This is a genomic window from Pseudomonas sp. B20 (assembly GCF_020515755.1).
Classification (GTDB): Bacteria; Pseudomonadota; Gammaproteobacteria; order Pseudomonadales; family Pseudomonadaceae; genus Aquipseudomonas; species Aquipseudomonas syringae.
The window spans coordinates 1-13,299 of record NZ_JAHPJG010000001.1 but is presented as its reverse complement, the minus strand read 5'-3'; the positions used below and the strand labels follow the sequence as shown (position 1 = coordinate 13,299).

The following is a 13,299-nucleotide window of genomic DNA, read 5'->3' as shown; positions in this document are numbered from 1 at the left end:
CCGGCAGGCATGAAAAAGGCGATCCGAAGATCGCCTTTTTTATTGCCCGTTTTTACTTCACGACCTTCAGACTCGGCCTGCCACTCGGACGCGGCGGTTCGCTGTCTGGCGGAGGCGTATCGTCTTCGATCTCGATCTCGATTTCTTCACCCTCTTCCATGGAAGGCTCCAGATCGAAAACCATGCCCTGACCGTTCTCGCGGGCATAAATACCCAGGATGGCAGCGACAGGTACATAAAGCGTATGCGGCACACCGCCGAAGCGGCCTTCAAAGCTCACCGCTTCGTTATCCATATGCAGATGACGCACGGCACTCGGCGAAACATTCAGGACAATCTGCCCGTCATTGGCAAACCCCTGCGGGACCTGCACAGCCGGGTAATCCGCATTGACCAGCACATGCGGGGTGCAATCGTTATCGACGATCCACTCGTAAAGAGCACGAACAAGATAAGGGCGACTGGAGTTCATTAACGGCTCCTTAAGCCTTAGCGCATTTCACGTTCGGCAGCAGACAGACTCGTCTGAAAAGCCTCACGCGCAAATTGGCGCTCCATGTAATCAAGCAACGGCTTGGCAGGCCGTGGCAATTCAATACCCAAAATTGGCAAACGCCAGAGTATGGGGAGTAGACAGCAGTCAACAAGACTTAGCTCGTCGCTCATGAAAAAAGCTTTTTCCGCGAACAATGGGGAAACCCCGGCCAGACTCTCGCGAAGCTCCTTGCGCGCCTGAACACGAGCGGGCTCTTTGCTGCGCGTATCCAGGATCAGGTCGACAAGGCCGCACCAGTCTCTCTGAATACGATGGATCAGCAAACGGCTATTGGCACGGGCAACCGGATAGACGGGCAGCAGAGGCGGATGTGGATAGCGCTCATCCAGATACTCCATCACCACGGTCGACTCGTACAACGCCAGGTCACGATCGACGAGGGTCGGCACGCTGCCGTATGGATTGACTTCAATCAGCTGCGGCGGATGACGACCTGCCACCACTTCAATGATTTCGGCGCTGACACCCTTCTCGGCGAGCACAATGCGTACGCGATGAGAATAGTGGTCGGCGGGGTCGGAATAGCAGGCCAACCGGTTGGTCACGCCCATGGCGATCCTCCTCGCTTGTTAAAATTTATCGGACAGACGAACGAACGCGCTTCAAGGGCGCATCCGATAATGAACGCAACAGGACAGGTGTTCGTCGCGGGCCACAAGATAGCTCATTTACGCGATGTAAATTCCGTAATCTTCGTCGACAGGCGGATAAATTTCACAATATCGACGTAAAACGAGCACCGCGAAAAAATCCTGACCGTAAAAAGCACGCCCATAAAAAAACGCCCAGCCCCGCGAGGGGATGGACGTTCTTTTTCGAACGAAGAGCGTATTAACGCTTCGAGTACTGCGGACGCTTACGCGCTTTACGCAGACCGACTTTCTTACGTTCAACTTCACGAGCATCGCGAGTCACGAAGCCTGCTTTACGCAGAGCGCCACGCAGTGTCTCGTCGTACTGCATCAGAGCGCGAGTGATACCGTGGCGGATTGCGCCAGCCTGACCACTCACACCACCACCGATAACGGTGACGTAGATGTCGAACTTTTCAACTGTCTCGGTCAGTTCCAGCGGCTGACGAACTACCATGCGGGCAGTTTCGCGGCCGAAGAAATTGTCCAGGGAGCGGTTGTTGATCGAGATGTTACCAGTACCCGGACGCAGGAAAACGCGAGCGGTTGCGGTCTTGCGACGGCCAGTGCCGTAATTTTGAGTCGCCGACATAATGAACTATTCCGTTAAAACTTCAGTTCTTGGGGCTGCTGAGCAGTATGAGGGTGTACAGCGCCCGCATAGACTTTCAGCTTACGATACATGTCGCGACCCAGCGGGTTCTTAGGCAGCATGCCTTTGACCGCGGTCTCGATCACGCGCTCAGGAGCTTTGGCGATCAGCTTTTCGAAGTTGATCGACTTGATCCCGCCCGGAAAACCGGAGTGTGAGTAGTAGATCTTGTCGGTGGTCTTGGCACCAGTAACGCGGATCTGCTCGGCATTGATCACGACGATGTAGTCGCCGGTATCAACGTGCGGAGTGTATTCCGGTTTGTGCTTGCCACGCAGACGGCTCGCGATTTCGGTGGCCAGACGACCCAGGGTCTGACCAGCAGCGTCGACGACGAACCAGTCGCGCTTAACTGTTTCCGGTTTAGCAGTAAAAGTTTTCATTCTTTATAGCCTCAGGGGCCGCCCTGAAAATTAGACGGCGGATCTTACTGAATAGTGCGTACTTTGACAAGTCAAAGGCAGCCGGAAACAGACGCTATCGGGGGCTCGGGTCAGCGCGTCCGTTATACGGCAAGATTCTTCGGCAGACGGCGCATCACTTCCACTGCAAAGAGCTGGCGGATTATACAGACTGTAAAAATAACCTCAACCGGATTTTTTGTTCACATTCTGTTTATTGCCTGCGAGGCGTGGATTGGCGGATATTGACCCCCTTAGCACAAAGCCATCATGGGTGCCCTGCCAAGGGCACACACGTAACGAGGCTGGACAGTTTTGGCAAAAAATAAGACGATCCAGCCGTAGCATGACCATTTACCCATATAAGAATAACGATTATGCCGATCCGACACGCCACTCTTCTGCGCCGCGTAAGCATCCTGACCACGGACAAGATGTTTGCCTCCACTGTCATGCAGGCCAAGGATTTCTTCCATCTGGCGAGCCTGCGCTACAGCAAGCAACTGGGCCATGGCCTGGTACCCGCCTTCGAAACGCGCCTGGTCAGCCCGGACGGGCTTTCGGTCAGCAGCTTCAGCGACGTCACCCTGCCGGTCGACGGCGCGCTGTGCCAGAGCGACATCATCGTCATCCCGGCCTTCTGGGACGATTTTGAAACCCTCTGCCAGCGTTACCCACAGATCCTGCCGTGGTTGCGCGAGCAGCACGCCAATGGCGCGGTACTCTGCGCCGAAGCGACCGGCGTCTACTGGCTTGCCGAAGCCGGCTTGCTGGACGGCAAGGAAGCGACGACCTACTGGCGCTTTTTCAGCGCATTCGCCGAGCGCTATCCCAAGGTCCTGCTCAATCAGGAAAAGCACCTGACCGACGCCGACAACGTGTATTGCGCGGGCGGCACGACCTCGGCCTGCGATCTGTACATTTATCTGATCGAGCGCTTCTGCGGCGCCAATGTAGCCCAGGCCGTCGCCCGCGACATCCTCTATGAAGTGCGTCGCACCTACTCGCCGGGGCGAATCGGTTTTGGCGGTCAGAAGCTTCATCAGGACGTGGTCATTCTGCAGATTCAGCACTGGCTGGAAGAGCACTTTGCCGACAAGTTCCGCTTTGAAGACGTGGCCCGCGAGCACGGCATGAGCATTCGCAATTTCATGCGCCGCTTTCAGACCGCCACGGGCGACAAACCGCTGCATTACCTGCAACGGCTGCGGATCGAAACGGCGAAGGGATTGCTCTCGGGGACGCGCAAGAGCATCAAGACCATCAGCTATGAAGTGGGCTACGACGACGCCAGCTTCTTTGCCCGACTGTTCCGCCAGCACACCGAGCTGTCACCCAATCAGTATCGGCAACAGTTCGAGGGTCAGTGGGAGAAGCTATAAGCTATAAGCTATAAGCTGCAAGCTGCAAGCTGCAAGCTGCAAGCTGCAAGAGCCTGGGCTTTTAGCTTGCGGCTTGCAGCTTGAAACTTGCCGCTGCGACTAGGCCCTGTGCGCCCGCGAGAGGAACTCGTGGGATTGCATTTCCAGCAGACGGCTGAGGGTGCGCTGGAACTCGAACATCAACCGGCCGCCGGTGTACAGGTCCTTCAATTCGACCTCGGCCGAGATGATCAGCTTGACGTTGCGATCGTAGAACTCGTCGACCATGTTGATAAAGCGTCGGGCGATGTCGTCAGTGGCGACGTCCATCTGCTCGACGCCGCTGATCAGCACGGCATGGAAGATCTTGCCCAGCTCGATGTAGTCGTTCTGACTGCGCGGGCCGTCGCACAACTCACGGAAGTCGAACCACGCCACATCGTCACAGGTACGCAGCGCACGGATCTCGCGGTTTTCGATCATCAACACATCGTTTTCGATGGTTTCTGCGCAATCCGGAGTCAGCGCCTTGAAGCTTTTACGCAGGCTCTCCTGTGCAACTTCGTTAAGCGGGAAATGGAACAGTTCAGCCTGCTCCAGGTGACGCAGACGGTAATCGACGCCACTGTCGACGTTGACGATGTCGGTGTTCTGCTTGATCAGCGCGATGGCCGGCAGGAAACGCGCCCGCTGCAGGCCGTCCTTGTACAGGCCGTCCGGAACGATGTTGGAAGTGGCCACCAGCGTCACGCCATTCTTGAACAGCTCTTCCATCAGCGTGCCGAGGATCATGGCATCGGTGATATCGGAGACGAAAAACTCGTCGAAACAGATGACCCGCGCCTCGTCGGAAAACCGCCTGGCGATGATCGTCAGCGGGTTTTTCTCGCCCTTGAGGGTCTTCATCTCTTCGTGCACGCGCTTCATGAAGCGGTGGAAGTGCGTACGGACCTTGTCCTTGAACGGCAGCGCGTCAAAGAACGTATCGACCAGATACGTCTTGCCGCGGCCTACGCCACCCCAGAAGTACAGCCCCTTGACCAGCGTCTGCTCTTTCTTGCCGAACAGTTTGCCGAACAGGCCGGGCTTGCTGTCGTGAGCGGCGATCAGATCGTCGTACAGGCGCTGCAGATGACGCACAGCGTTTTCCTGCGCGGCATCGTGAAAGAAGTCCGGGCGTTTCAGATCAGCTTGATATCGTTCTAGGGGCGTCATAATTCGTTAGCAAGGCAACAAAAACGGGTCGTCACTGTAGCGACGACCCTGGGGATTGGCAATCAGTCCTGTTGAGGAGCGAGCGCCAGCTTGAGTGTTTCGATGGCACTGTCGCGCGCGGCAGCGTCGGCGAATACCGGACTGTCCGCCACACAGGCGCCGTCCAGCCACAGCGTGAAGCGATCGTCTTCGCTGCGCAGGTCCAGTTCGCCGCCCTGCTGCAACTGCTTGCTGACCACGCCTGCCGCCTTGCCATCGGCAAAATTGCGCGACAACAGCAACTGCTCGCCATCGGCTGCCAGCAGACGGAAACGGAAGCTGCCGTCGTCTTCACGGAAGCTGACGAAACGAGCGCCCTTGCTGGCCTTTTTCTTGCCGGTGTCGGCGTTCTGCACCACGGTACGGAACGACCGCAGGCCTACCGCCTCGCGCAGTTCCTCGAGGAACGGGGTGGCGACACGTCGGGCTTTCTGCGCACCAGCGAGCAGGATGTCTTCGAGATCGGCAGGACGCTCGATCAGCCCCAGATACTTTTCACGGGGCTCGCTCAGCTGTGCATCCAGCAACGTGAACAGACGATTCTTGGCTTCACCCCAACCCAGGCCCTGCAACAGGTCAGCGCGGAATTCGGCGCACTGCTCGGCCGTCGAGAAAGCCTGGTACAGGGTAAACAGGTGCGAGGTGTCCGGATCTTTCGCTTCGCCCGGCGCACGCGAGTCGGTGACGATGCGCGATATCGCGCTTTTCATGTCCTTGGCACCGCTGAACAACGGGATGGTGTTGTCGTAGCTCTTGGACATCTTGCGACCGTCCAGACCTGGCAGCGTAGCCACGCTCTCTTCGATCAGCGCCTCGGGCATGACGAAGAATTCCTTGCCATTGCCGAACAGGTGATTGAAACGCTGGCCGATGTCGCGGGCCATTTCAACGTGCTGAATCTGATCACGCCCTACCGGAACCTGATGCGCATTGAACATCAGGATGTCGGCAGCCATCAGCACCGGGTAGCTGTACAGCCCCATGGTGATGCCTGCATCCGGGTCTTCGCCACCTTCCACGTTCTTGTCCACCGACGCCTTGTAGGCGTGGGCGCGATTGAGCAGCCCCTTGGCCGCGACGCAGGTGAGCAACCAGGTCAGTTCCGGGATTTCAGGAATGTCCGACTGGCGATAAAAGGTCACACGATCAACGTCCAGCCCCGCTGCCAGCCAGGTCGCGGCGATTTCCAGACGCGAGCGCTGAATGCGCAGCGGGTCATCGCATTTGATCAACGCGTGGTAGTCGGCCAGAAAATAGAACGAGTCGAAATCGCTCTGACGGCTGGCGACAATGGCCGGGCGAATGGCGCCCGCGTAGTTGCCCAGATGGGGAGTGCCGGTGGTCGTGATACCGGTCAGGATACGAGTGGTCATGGCAGGTCGCTTATCAATAGGATGCAATACGGGCTGCAATCAGCTGGAAAGTCGCGGCAGGAGCAGATCTTTCAGATCAGTCAGCTTGCCGTGAAAAAAGTGTCCGCATTCTGCCACTTTCAGCAGCTCATGGGGACGTTGCAACGCAGCGGACCATGCATAGACCGTCTCGGGATCGATCACTTCGTCGTTCTCGGGCTGAATGATCGTCAGCGGGCAAGCCTTGGGCAGTACGCTCTGGTCCTCGAGGCGCGAGGCCGCAGCCGCAATCAGAAACACGTGCGTGAGCTTTTCACCCTGCGCTTCAAGCCTGCCACCCAGGTTTGCAGCAACGTAGCCGCCAAAGGAAAATCCGAACAGGGTCATCGGCAGATCAGGATGTTGCGCCCGCAGCCATTGGGCGGCAGCCTGGGCATCATCGATCTCGCCCGGCCCGGCAACCGAGGTACCGGCACTGGCACCGACGCCGCGATAATTGAAGCGCAACGTGATCAAACCCTGATCGCGTGCGGTACGCTGCAACGTCGAGACGACTTTATTGAGCATCGTTCCGCCCTGTATCGGGTTAGGATGGCAGATCAGTGCAACACCTCGGGCGTCGGGGACGTCCTGATACAGCGCTTCGAGCTGGCCTTCAGGGCCATCGATAAATAATGGGGTTTCACGCATGAGCAAAACAGAACTCCGTGACCTCGAAATGGGTCGACTCGTCTAGCTGATTGTCTGCGGCATGCATATCAACGATACGTCGCGGGTATACAGCGCAGGTTCGAGCCGTTAACGTAAAGCAAAGCCGTTTATAGAGGAAGGACTCGTGGAACACTCGCTCTTAGTCTGGTTGTTGCCGACGCTCGCCCTGGTGGCCGGTGTCGTCATTGGTTTTCTGGTGGCACGCCTGCTGCCCAACACCGTTCCGAACAGCACCCAGCGCCAGCTGGATGACATTCAGGAGCGTTTCGACGCCTATCAGAACGAGGTAGTCACGCACTTCAACAGCACGGCCAATCTGGTCCAAAAGCTTTCACAGAGCTATCAGGACGTTCAGGAACACCTTGCCGAGGGCGCCAACCGTCTGGCTCTCGACGAGCTGACCCGCCAACGCCTGCTGGCCGCCCTGCACCCTGAGGCCAATCATGCGCACCGCGATCATCGCGACCGCCTGACCCCGCCACGCGACACTGAAACACCCAAGGATTACGCCCCCAAGTCGCCCAATACCCCGGGCATGCTGGACGAGCATTACGGCTTGAAGAAGTAAGCTTTCGCAGCCACACAAAAAGCCCGCCGCAGAGATTGTCTGCGGCGGGCTTTTTTGTGGCCTACCCCTTCGCGAGCAAGCTAAGCGAAGAGGCTAGTGCAGGCGCTGGAAACCATTGGTCATTCACGCCTGCATGCGTATCAGATCGCGCCGCGGCTGCGCAGCAGATCCAGCACCTGCCTGACGCTTTCTTCCACGTTGAGTGTCTGCGTGTCGATCACCAGATCGGCATTCAGCGGCACGTCATACGGGAAGGACTCGCCAGGAATGTTGTCGCCGTCGGCGGCATACAGACCCTGTGGATCACGCTCGCGGCAGACCGTTGGCGACGCCTGTACATAGACGGTGAGCAGGCGATCCTTGCCGATCAGCGCCTTGGCGCGCTCACGCCCTTCGGCATCCGGCGCAACGAATGCGGCCAGGGTCAGCAGGCCGGCTTCGTTGAACTGACGCGCCACATGAGCAGCACGGCTCCAGTTCTCGGTACGACCTGCACGATCCTGTGGCAAGCCCTTGTTCAGGTCATGACGCAGGTTCTGACCGTCCAGCACATAGACCGCACGGCCCATGTCGAACAGCTTGCGCTCGACCGCATAGGCCAGCGTGCTTTTGCCCGCGCCGGACAGGCCGCTGAACAACACGGTGGCCGGTTGCTGACCGAAGCGCTGCGCGCGCTCTTCGGTGGAGACGTGAGCCAGTTCGCCATGGTGCTGCGAGCCGCCACCTGAAACCGGCTTGGCGATGATCATGCCCGCCGCAACGGTGCCATTGGTCAAACGATCGATGACGATGAACGAACCCGTGGTGCGGTTGCTGCTGTAGCCGTCCAGCGCAATGGGCGCATCGAGGCTGACCTTGACGCGGCCGATCTCGTTCAACTGCAACGAGCTGGCAGGGCCTTCCTCCAGTGTGTTCACATCGACCCGATGGGTGATGCTGGCAATCGAGCCTGGCACATAGCTGGTGGCGCGCTTGATGTCGTACTTCTTGCCCGGCAACATCGGCTCTTCGGCCATCCACACCAGCATGGCATCGAACGCATCGCTGACCTGCGGAACGTTGTCGGCATGTACCAGCAGGTCACCACGGGAAATGTCGATCTCGTCTTCCATGGTCAGTGTCACCGCCTGACCCGGCCCCGCCTGCTCCAGCTCGCCTTCAAAGGTGACGATGGACTTCACACGGCTGCTCTTGCCCGACGGCAGCACGACGATCTCGTCGCCCTTGTGCACGATGCCGCTGGCCAGCGTACCGGCGAAGCCACGGAAGTTCAGGTTCGGGCGGTTGACGTACTGCACCGGGAAACGCAGGTCCGCGTAGTTGCGGTCGCTGGCGATTTCGACCGTTTCGAGAATTTCCATCAGCGACTGGCCGGTGTACCACGGCGAACGCTCGCTCTTGTTCACCACGTTGTCGCCCTTGAGCGCCGACATCGGCACAAAAGCCATGGTGGTCGGCTTGAACGCGATGCCCTCGGCAAACTTCAGGTAATCGGCCTTGATCGACTCGAAAACGCTTTCATCGAAGCCGTTGAGGTCCATCTTGTTGATGGCGACGACGATATGCTTGATGCCCAGCAGCGAGGCGATATAGCTGTGACGACGGGTCTGGGTCTGCACGCCATAGCGCGCGTCCACCAGAATGATCGCCAGGTCGCAGGTCGACGCACCGGTGGCCATGTTGCGGGTGTACTGCTCGTGGCCCGGAGTGTCGGCGATGATGAACTTGCGCTTGGCCGTGGAGAAATAGCGATAAGCGACATCGATGGTGATGCCCTGCTCCCGCTCGGCCTGCAGGCCATCCACCAGCAACGCCAGATCGACGTCATCACCCGTGGTACCGGACTTCTTCGAGTCACGGGTGATGGCTTCCAGATGATCTTCGTAGATCATCTTGGAGTCGTGCAGCAAACGCCCGATCAGCGTGCTCTTGCCGTCATCGACGTTGCCACAGGTAAGAAAGCGCAGCATTTCCTTGCGTTCGTGCTGGCCCAGATAGGCGAGGATGTCCTCGCTGATCAAATCAGATTGGTGACTCATAGCGGTTGAGCTCCAAGCTGTAAGCTTCAAGCGGCAAGCTTGTCGGCGTACAGCTATTCAGAAATTTTGTTGATCAGCCCGCACAGCATTTTCGAGAGCTCGCGGGTTTCAGTAATCAATGCTGCTGCAACTGCCTCAGGGATATAACCGATTTCACTGCCGATCATGAGCTGAGTTCTCAGCTCGCCGCACGAGGCTTTCGCAATATACAAAAAGCGACACTTGTCCTTGGCAGTGAATCGCTCCATGCCCTCAGCAATATTGCTTGGTACCGACAAACCAGAGCGTGTGATCTGGCTTCTGAAAGCCAGATCAGGGCAAGACGCCGTTTGCCTGTAGAGAATGACCGCCAGCGCCTTTGCTCTTTGCCATACCAAGAGTCTCTCGAAGTCCATTTCGATCCCCTGCTTTTAATTTTCTTCTAGCTTGCCGCTTGAAGCTAAAAGCTGCTCCTTAGAAATAACCCTGACGTTTCTTTTCTTCCATCGAGCCAGCGCCGTCATGGTCAATGACCCGGCCCTGGCGCTCGGAAGTTCGCGTCAGCAACATTTCCTGAATGATGTCGGTCAGGCTGGTCGCTTCGGACTCGACAGCACCGGTCAGCGGGTAGCAGCCGAGGGTGCGGAAACGGACCTTTTTCTTGACGATGCGCGACTTCTCTTCATCGGTGAGATGCTCGAGGATGCGCTCGTCGTCGATCATGATCAGCGTGCCGTTCTTCTCGATAACGTCGCGCTCGGCGGCGAAATACAGCGGCACGATCGGGATGCCTTCAAGGTAGATGTACTGCCAGATGTCCAGCTCGGTCCAGTTGGAGAGCGGGAACACACGGATCGACTCACCTTTGTTGACGTTGCCGTTGTAGACGTTCCACAGCTCGGGACGCTGGTTTTTCGGGTCCCAGCGGTGCTTGCTGTCGCGGAACGAGTAGACGCGTTCCTTGGCCCTGGACTTTTCTTCGTCGCGTCGGGCGCCGCCAAAGGCGGCGTCGAAACCATGCTTGTCGAGCGCCTGCTTCAGGCCCTCGGTCTTCATGATGTCGGTGTGTTTGGCGCTACCATGGGTGAACGGGTTGATGCCCTGTGCCACGCCATCGGGGTTGATGTGGGTGATCAGGTCCAGGCCCATTTCCTCGACCATCTGGTCGCGAAAGCGATACATCTCCTGGAATTTCCAGCGGGTATCGACGTGCATGACCGGGAATGGCAGTTTACCGGGGAAGAATGCCTTGCGCGCCAGGTGCAGCATCACGGCCGAATCTTTGCCGATCGAGTACAGCATCACCGGGTTATCGAACTCGGCGGCGACCTCGCGGATGATGTGGATGCTTTCCGCCTCCAGCTGTTTCAGATGCGTCAGTTTGTCAACCATGGCTACTCACGGATTGCGTTCGTTATGGACCGGGAAACCCCGGGGCGGCCAGCGGGCCGTATTCGAGCCGCGCACTTTAACATGCGTGATATCGCTAATCAGCGATGCAACTAGATCGAAACGATCTATGCATATGCCCTGCTGTTTGATCGTTCAAATCGGGTTCGGACAGTCGATAAAGATATGTTCGAGCGCAAAGCGCCGCGCCAGGTAGTCGCCCAGTGCCTGAACGCCATAGCGCTCGGTGGCATGATGGCCGGCGGCGATGAAGCTGATGTCGTTCTCTCGTGCGCTATGAAACGTCTGCTCCGACGCTTCACCACTGAGGAACAGATCGACGCCCTCAAGCACCGCCTGATCGATGTAGTTCTGACCGCCACCCGTGCACCAGCCGACACGGCGAATCATCTGACTGCCTTCGATGAGCAATGGCTCACGCCCCAGCGCGTCCTGCACGCGACGAGCGAAATCCCGCGCAGTCATGGGTTCGGACAGCGAACCGATCAGCCCGACCACGCGCGGGTTTTCGGGGTCCAGAGGACCTTCGACCGTGATGTCCAGTTGACGCGCCAGTTGCACGTTGTTGCCCACCTCGGGATGCACATCCAGCGGCAGGTGGTAGGCCAGCAGGCTGATGTCATGCTTGAGCAAGGTTTTCAGGCGACGCTGCTTCATGCCGACGACACACGGGTTTTCGCCCTTCCAGAAATAACCGTGATGGACCAGAACCAGATCAGCCTGAGCGTCGACGGCCGCGTCCAGCAGGGCCTGACTGGCCGTCACGCCACTGACGATGCGCATGACTTGCGGCCGCCCTTCGACCTGCAGGCCATTGGGGCAGTAATCCTGAATCCGGGCACTGTTCAGATAGCGGTCGGCTTCTTCGACCAGGGTGCTCAGGGCAACAGCCATAAAAGACTCCTAAATATGCAGTTCAGAGCTGCGTTGTACTCGTATAATGCCCGCCATTATGGCGCACCCGTGGCAAAACTTTCTGCGCCCGCAACCATCAGGACTTGTTAAATGTTCAAGGCACTGCGTTTTTTCGGCTGGCCATTGCTGGCTGGCGTGCTTATCGCCATGCTGATTATTCAGCGCTACCCGCAGTGGGTCGGTCTGCCGAGCCTGGATGTCAATCTGCAACAGGCCCCACAGACCACCAATGTCATGCAAGGTCCGTCTTCCTATGCCGACGCGGTCATTGCCGCAGCGCCCGCGGTGGTCAACCTCTATACCACCAAGATGGTCAACAAGGGCAACAACCCGCTTTTCGAAGACCCGCAGTTCCGACGTTTCTTCGGCGATAACACGCCCAAGCAGAAGCGTATGGAATCGAGCCTGGGTTCTGGCGTCATGATGAGCCCCGAAGGCTACATACTGACCAACAACCACGTCACCACCGGCGCGGACCAGATCGTGGTCGCGCTCAAAGACGGCCGCGAAACCATTGCCCGGGTCATCGGCAATGACCCGGAAACCGACCTGGCGGTGCTCAAGATCGACCTGAAAAACCTGCCGGCGATTACCATCGCGCGCTCTGACAGCATCCGCATAGGCGACGTGGCACTGGCGATCGGCAACCCGTTCGGCGTCGGCCAGACCGTGACCATGGGCATCATCAGTGCCACCGGGCGCAATCAATTGGGCCTCAACACCTACGAAGACTTCATTCAGACCGATGCGGCCATCAACCCGGGTAACTCGGGCGGTGCGCTGGTAGACGCCAGCGGCAATCTGATCGGTATCAATACCGCGATCTTTTCCAAGTCCGGCGGCTCGCAGGGCATCGGCTTCGCCATTCCGACCAAGCTGGCCATGGATGTCATGAAGTCGATCATCGAGCACGGTCAGGTCATTCGTGGCTGGCTGGGCATCGAAGTTCAACCCCTGACCCAGGAACTGGCCGAATCCTTCGGGCTGAAGGATCGTCCAGGCATCGTCGTGGCGGGCATCTTCCGCGACGGACCGGCGCAGAAAGCCGGACTGCAACTGGGTGACGTGATCCTGAGCATCAATGGCGAACCTGCCGGCGACGGGCGTCGCTCGATGAACCAGGTGGCGCGCACTAAACCCAAGGACAAGATTGCGATCGACGTAATGCGCAACGGCAAGGAAATGCGCCTGAGCGCCGAAGTCGGCCTACGCCCACCACCCGCCCCGACACCCGTCGCAGCACCGGAGTGACGCCAGCACCTGGAAGTGCGGTACAGCGCGGATCTGTGACGCCGGGAATAAAAGGTGTCCGGGCTTCTGCCAGAAGCGCGTGAGAGCGAGGTGTTTTCGGGCGATGTGAAACACTCACACAGGGCCGGGGTGTTTTCGAGCTATGTGGATTACTCACACAGGTCGGCTGTGTTTCGAGCCATGCGAATGCCCTGCGGCACTGATGACCTTGTGGGAGC

Annotated in this window: 14 protein-coding genes; 3 read left to right on the top strand and 11 right to left on the bottom strand. The window is 58.3% G+C overall.

All coding sequences use genetic code 11. The annotated features are described in order from the left end of the window. Positions 1–52: 52 nt before the first annotated feature. The 4 genes from LIX91_RS00070 to rplM all read right to left on the bottom strand — a co-directional run bounded on the left by LIX91_RS00070 (position 53) and on the right by rplM (position 2,223). Positions 53–472: a ClpXP protease specificity-enhancing factor gene (locus tag LIX91_RS00070; protein ID WP_003418802.1), complete on the bottom strand. Its 420-nt coding sequence runs from the start codon at positions 470–472 to the stop codon at positions 53–55. A 17-nt stretch (positions 473–489) separates the two neighbouring features. Further along, positions 490–1,107 (bottom strand): glutathione S-transferase N-terminal domain-containing protein, encoded by a 618-nt coding sequence (locus LIX91_RS00065; RefSeq protein ID WP_003406040.1) that lies wholly within the window; start codon positions 1,105–1,107, stop codon positions 490–492. A 280-nt stretch (positions 1,108–1,387) separates the two neighbouring features. Then, positions 1,388–1,780 (bottom strand): 30S ribosomal protein S9, encoded by a 393-nt coding sequence (gene rpsI / locus LIX91_RS00060; RefSeq protein ID WP_002555064.1) that lies wholly within the window; start codon positions 1,778–1,780, stop codon positions 1,388–1,390. A 14-nt stretch (positions 1,781–1,794) separates the two neighbouring features. Next, the gene (rplM, locus tag LIX91_RS00055; RefSeq protein WP_002555065.1) at positions 1,795–2,223 is read right to left on the bottom strand and encodes a 50S ribosomal protein L13; all 429 of its coding nucleotides are present in this window, start codon (positions 2,221–2,223) and stop codon (positions 1,795–1,797) included. A gap of 494 nt (positions 2,224–2,717) precedes the next feature. Here rplM and LIX91_RS00050 point away from each other — a divergent pair, with 494 nt between their 5' ends. Further along, the gene (locus LIX91_RS00050) at positions 2,718–3,623 is read left to right on the top strand and encodes a GlxA family transcriptional regulator (RefSeq protein ID WP_226487938.1); all 906 of its coding nucleotides are present in this window, start codon (positions 2,718–2,720) and stop codon (positions 3,621–3,623) included. 99 nt (positions 3,624–3,722) lie between these two features. Here the strand turns inward: LIX91_RS00050 and zapE are convergent, their stop codons facing one another. From zapE to LIX91_RS00035, 3 genes are all read right to left on the bottom strand, one after another. Continuing rightward, positions 3,723–4,817: a cell division protein ZapE gene (zapE, locus tag LIX91_RS00045; RefSeq protein WP_024692202.1), complete on the bottom strand. Its 1,095-nt coding sequence runs from the start codon at positions 4,815–4,817 to the stop codon at positions 3,723–3,725. A gap of 62 nt (positions 4,818–4,879) precedes the next feature. After that, on the bottom strand, positions 4,880–6,229 hold the full coding sequence (locus LIX91_RS00040; RefSeq protein ID WP_004416192.1) for a tryptophan--tRNA ligase: 1,350 nt from the start codon (positions 6,227–6,229) through the stop codon (positions 4,880–4,882). 39 nt (positions 6,230–6,268) lie between these two features. Beyond that, a complete protein-coding gene (locus tag LIX91_RS00035; RefSeq protein WP_046236477.1) occupies positions 6,269–6,898 on the bottom strand; it encodes an alpha/beta hydrolase in 630 nt (209 codons plus the stop codon). 145 nt (positions 6,899–7,043) lie between these two features. Between LIX91_RS00035 and LIX91_RS00030 the strand changes: the two genes are divergently transcribed. Further along, positions 7,044–7,487, top strand: a complete 444-nt coding sequence (locus LIX91_RS00030) for a YhcB family protein (RefSeq protein ID WP_003418807.1) — start codon at positions 7,044–7,046, stop codon at positions 7,485–7,487. Between the two features lie 140 nt (positions 7,488–7,627). Here LIX91_RS00030 and cysN read toward each other — a convergent pair whose 3' ends face one another. The 4 genes from cysN to LIX91_RS00010 form a co-directional block, all read right to left on the bottom strand. Beyond that, on the bottom strand, positions 7,628–9,526 hold the full coding sequence (gene cysN / locus LIX91_RS00025; protein ID WP_003418808.1) for a sulfate adenylyltransferase subunit CysN: 1,899 nt from the start codon (positions 9,524–9,526) through the stop codon (positions 7,628–7,630). Positions 9,527–9,579: 53 nt separating this feature from the next. Continuing rightward, positions 9,580–9,921: a four helix bundle protein gene (locus LIX91_RS00020; protein WP_003340660.1), complete on the bottom strand. Its 342-nt coding sequence runs from the start codon at positions 9,919–9,921 to the stop codon at positions 9,580–9,582. A 58-nt stretch (positions 9,922–9,979) separates the two neighbouring features. Then, a complete protein-coding gene (cysD, locus tag LIX91_RS00015) occupies positions 9,980–10,897 on the bottom strand; it encodes a sulfate adenylyltransferase subunit CysD (protein ID WP_003313577.1) in 918 nt (305 codons plus the stop codon). A gap of 153 nt (positions 10,898–11,050) precedes the next feature. After that, a complete protein-coding gene (locus tag LIX91_RS00010; RefSeq protein ID WP_003364071.1) occupies positions 11,051–11,809 on the bottom strand; it encodes a Nif3-like dinuclear metal center hexameric protein in 759 nt (252 codons plus the stop codon). A 111-nt stretch (positions 11,810–11,920) separates the two neighbouring features. Here LIX91_RS00010 and algW point away from each other — a divergent pair, with 111 nt between their 5' ends. Continuing rightward, positions 11,921–13,081 carry a Do family serine endopeptidase AlgW gene (gene algW / locus LIX91_RS00005; protein ID WP_003340656.1) on the top strand — a complete coding sequence of 387 codons (1,161 nt, stop codon included), beginning with the start codon at positions 11,921–11,923 and terminating at the stop codon, positions 13,079–13,081. The last annotated feature ends 218 nt before the right edge of the window (positions 13,082–13,299 follow it).

What these genes read in the sequence shown, in the direction of transcription:
- cysD (WP_003313577.1), bottom strand. Translation starts at nt 10,897, where the DNA reads ATGGTTGACAAACTGACGCATCTGAAACAGCTGGAGGCGGAAAGCATC.
- LIX91_RS00010 (WP_003364071.1), bottom strand. Translation starts at nt 11,809, where the DNA reads ATGGCTGTTGCCCTGAGCACCCTGGTCGAAGAAGCCGACCGCTATCTG.
- LIX91_RS00020 (WP_003340660.1), bottom strand. Translation starts at nt 9,921, where the DNA reads ATGGACTTCGAGAGACTCTTGGTATGGCAAAGAGCAAAGGCGCTGGCG.
- LIX91_RS00040 (WP_004416192.1), bottom strand. Translation starts at nt 6,229, where the DNA reads ATGACCACTCGTATCCTGACCGGTATCACGACCACCGGCACTCCCCAT.
- rpsI (WP_002555064.1), bottom strand. Translation starts at nt 1,780, where the DNA reads ATGTCGGCGACTCAAAATTACGGCACTGGCCGTCGCAAGACCGCAACC.
- LIX91_RS00065 (WP_003406040.1), bottom strand. Translation starts at nt 1,107, where the DNA reads ATGGGCGTGACCAACCGGTTGGCCTGCTATTCCGACCCCGCCGACCAC.
- LIX91_RS00035 (WP_046236477.1), bottom strand. Translation starts at nt 6,898, where the DNA reads ATGCGTGAAACCCCATTATTTATCGATGGCCCTGAAGGCCAGCTCGAA.
- cysN (WP_003418808.1), bottom strand. Translation starts at nt 9,526, where the DNA reads ATGAGTCACCAATCTGATTTGATCAGCGAGGACATCCTCGCCTATCTG.
- zapE (WP_024692202.1), bottom strand. Translation starts at nt 4,817, where the DNA reads ATGACGCCCCTAGAACGATATCAAGCTGATCTGAAACGCCCGGACTTC.
- rplM (WP_002555065.1), bottom strand. Translation starts at nt 2,223, where the DNA reads ATGAAAACTTTTACTGCTAAACCGGAAACAGTTAAGCGCGACTGGTTC.
- algW (WP_003340656.1), top strand. Translation starts at nt 11,921, where the DNA reads ATGTTCAAGGCACTGCGTTTTTTCGGCTGGCCATTGCTGGCTGGCGTG.
- LIX91_RS00070 (WP_003418802.1), bottom strand. Translation starts at nt 472, where the DNA reads ATGAACTCCAGTCGCCCTTATCTTGTTCGTGCTCTTTACGAGTGGATC.